4 protein-coding genes are annotated in these 2,855 nt (G+C 59.2%); 1 reads left to right on the top strand and 3 read right to left on the bottom strand.

Annotated elements, in window-relative coordinates; translation table 11 throughout:
• Positions 1–105: 105 nt before the first annotated feature.
• Positions 106–654, top strand: a complete 549-nt coding sequence (locus EJA70_RS12710; RefSeq protein WP_158831101.1) for an RNA 2'-phosphotransferase — start codon at positions 106–108, stop codon at positions 652–654.
• 241 nt (positions 655–895) lie between these two features.
• Here EJA70_RS12710 and trmB read toward each other — a convergent pair whose 3' ends face one another.
• Genes trmB through thiS form a run of 3 tightly spaced genes read right to left on the bottom strand, consistent with a single transcriptional unit; the run spans position 896 to position 2,686 of the window.
• The gene (trmB, locus tag EJA70_RS12715) at positions 896–1,621 is read right to left on the bottom strand and encodes a tRNA (guanosine(46)-N7)-methyltransferase TrmB (RefSeq protein ID WP_008083818.1); all 726 of its coding nucleotides are present in this window, start codon (positions 1,619–1,621) and stop codon (positions 896–898) included.
• A gap of 9 nt (positions 1,622–1,630) precedes the next feature.
• Positions 1,631–2,425, bottom strand: a complete 795-nt coding sequence (locus tag EJA70_RS12720) for a thiazole synthase (RefSeq protein WP_007913621.1) — start codon at positions 2,423–2,425, stop codon at positions 1,631–1,633.
• Positions 2,426–2,485: 60 nt separating this feature from the next.
• On the bottom strand, positions 2,486–2,686 hold the full coding sequence (gene thiS, locus EJA70_RS12725) for a sulfur carrier protein ThiS (protein WP_178116854.1): 201 nt from the start codon (positions 2,684–2,686) through the stop codon (positions 2,486–2,488).
• Positions 2,687–2,855 lie beyond the last annotated feature (169 nt).

Here is a 2,855-nt window from a genome sequence, read left to right on the forward strand (position 1 = left end):
ACGCTGCGATCTTTTGATCTTGAAAATCAGGATCAAAAGATCGCAGCGTGCCGCAGCTCCTACAAGGGTTGGCGTTCTATTTATTGCCGGGAATCAGGGACGGTCATGAGTAAAAAGTTGTTGGACGAGACAAGCAAATTTCTCAGCTTCGTGTTGCGTCACGAACCTCAGGCAATCGGCTTGGCGCTTAATGCTGAGGGCTGGGCGAGCATCGACGCTCTGATCAGCGGGGCTGCGGGTGACGGCAGGCAGTTGAGTCACGAGCTGATTGAAAACGTCGTGGCCAGCAGTGACAAGAAGCGTTTTGCGATTTCTGCAGACGGCCACTCTATCCGCGCGGTTCAGGGGCACTCGACGAAAAGCGTTGATCTGCAATTCGAGCAGAAACAGCCACCTCAAACGCTGTATCACGGCACTGCGACGCGTTTTCTCGACTCGATCCACGAACAGGGGCTGATTCCCGGGCAACGCCATCACGTGCACTTGTCCGAGGAGATCGCCACCGCCTCGGCCGTGGGTCAACGCTACGGAACGTTAGTCGTTCTGCAGGTTGCGGCGCAGCAGATGGAGGAGCAGGGCTTCAAGTTCTATCAGGCCGAAAATGGCGTCTGGCTGACTGAGCAGGTGCCCGCTCGATTTCTTTCGCCCGTGTGATTTTTCGGGCACTCAAAACAACTGTAGGAACTGCGCCACGCTGCGATCTTTTGATCTTGAAAATCAGGATCAAAAGATCGCAGCGTGCCGCAGCTCCTACCTGTTTCGCTTGGGTGCAGCCCCGAAAACTACTGTAGGAGCAAAGCTTGCTCGCGATGGCGGCGTGTCAGTCAACGTTGATGTTGAATGAACGGGCGCCTTCGCGAGCAAGCTCGGCTCCTACAGGGGGTATTGCGTTGGCTCAGGACTGTTTTTCGAACTTCAGGTCCCAGACGCCGTGGCCAAGACGTTCGCCGCGGCGTTCGAACTTGGTGATCGGGCGTTCGGCAGGGCGGGGTACGCACTTGCCGTCTTCGGCGAGGTTGCGGTAGCCCGGCGCGACGTTCATCACTTCCAGCATGTATTCAGCGTACGGTTCCCAGTCGGTGGCCATGTGCAGAATGCCGCCGACTTTCAACTTGCTGCGCACCAGTTCAGCGAACGACGCCTGAACGATCCGACGCTTGTGGTGACGGCTCTTGTGCCACGGGTCCGGGAAAAACAGCATCAGGCGATCGAGGCTGTTATCGGCGATGCAACGGTTGAGCACTTCGATCGCGTCGCAATCGTAGACCCGCAGGTTGGTCAGGCCCTGCGTCAGCACGCCATTGAGCAGCGCGCCGACACCCGGACGGTGAACCTCAACGCCGATGAAATCCTGATCCGGTGCCGCCGCGGCCATTTCCAGCAGCGAGTGGCCCATGCCGAAACCGATCTCCAGCGAGCGCGGTGCCGAACGGCCGAACACTTGATCGTAATCCACCGGCGCGTCGGCCAGCGGTAGCACGAACAGCGGCGTGCCTTGATCCAGACCTTTTTGCTGGCCTTCGGTCATGCGCCCGGCACGCATCACGAAACTCTTGATGCGGCGGTGTTGGCGCTCGTCGCCTTCTTCCGGCTGGATAGGCGTGTCGTTCGATTCAGTCATCAATGGCTCTTACTTGATCAGACCATCCAGCGGCGAAGAGGCGCTGGCATAGAGTTTTTTCGGCATACGGCCAGCGAGGTAGGCCAGACGGCCTGCAACGATGGCGTGTTTCATGGCTTCAGCCATCATCACCGGCTGCTGGGCGTGGGCGATGGCCGAGTTCATCAGCACCGCATCGCAACCCAGTTCCATGGCGATGGTTGCGTCGGACGCAGTGCCGACACCGGCATCGACCAGCACAGGGATCTTGGCTTCTTCGAGGATGATCTGCAGGTTGTACGGGTTGCAGATCCCCAGACCGGAACCGATCAGACCGGCCAGCGGCATCACCGCGATGCAGCCGATTTCTGCCAGTTGACGGGCGATGATCGGGTCATCGCTGGTGTACACCATCACGTCGAAACCTTCCTTGACCAGCGTTTCGGCAGCCTTGAGGGTTTCGATGACGTTAGGGAACAGGGTCTTCTGGTCAGCCAGTACTTCCAGCTTCACCAGGTTATGGCCGTCGAGCAGCTCACGGGCCAGGCGGCAGGTGCGCACGGCTTCGATGGCGTCGTAGCAACCGGCGGTGTTCGGCAGGAAGGTGTAGCGCTCCGGCGACAGCACGTCGAGCAGGTTCGGCTCGCCTTCGATCTGACCGAGGTTGGTGCGGCGCACGGCGAAGGTGACGATCTCGGCACCCGAGGCTTCGATGGCCTGGCGGGTTTCTTCCATGTCACGGTACTTGCCGGTACCAACCAGCAAACGCGACTGGTAAGTACGACCGGCCAGCACAAAAGGCTTGTCGCTACGAACGATGCTCATGGGGAATCCTCTTTAGGAGTGAGGGTCTTGCAGAATTCTGTGCCCTTGCGGGCCGCCCGCTTAGCCGCCGCCGATGGCGTGCACGACTTCGACGTTGTCGCCGTCATTGAGCGTGGTGTCGGCATGCAGGCTGCGCGGGACGATATCCAGATTGAGTTCAACTGCTACCCGGCGTCCGGTCAGTTCCAGGCGGGTGATCAGGGCCGCAACGGTTTCACCGTCGGGCAGTTCAAGGGATTCGCCGTTCAACTGAATGCGCATGCGCAACGCCGCCATCATTTTTAGGGGCTGGCATTCTAGCCCGATCAGACAGGGTGACCCAAGCCATTCGTCTTGAAACCCGCTGCCCCGCTGAAATGCCCAGGCCCGTGTAGGAGCTGCCGCAGGCTGCGATCTTTTGATGTTGTTTTTCAAGATCAAAAGATCGCAG

Origin of the sequence: Pseudomonas sp. PB103 (assembly GCF_009764635.1) — a bacterium.
In the GTDB taxonomy this organism is placed as follows: domain Bacteria; phylum Pseudomonadota; class Gammaproteobacteria; order Pseudomonadales; family Pseudomonadaceae; genus Aquipseudomonas.

What these genes read in the sequence shown, in the direction of transcription:
- trmB (WP_008083818.1), bottom strand. Translation starts at nt 1,621, where the DNA reads ATGACTGAATCGAACGACACGCCTATCCAGCCGGAAGAAGGCGACGAG.
- EJA70_RS12710 (WP_158831101.1), top strand. Translation starts at nt 106, where the DNA reads ATGAGTAAAAAGTTGTTGGACGAGACAAGCAAATTTCTCAGCTTCGTG.
- thiS (WP_178116854.1), bottom strand. Translation starts at nt 2,686, where the DNA reads ATGCGCATTCAGTTGAACGGCGAATCCCTTGAACTGCCCGACGGTGAA.
- EJA70_RS12720 (WP_007913621.1), bottom strand. Translation starts at nt 2,425, where the DNA reads ATGAGCATCGTTCGTAGCGACAAGCCTTTTGTGCTGGCCGGTCGTACT.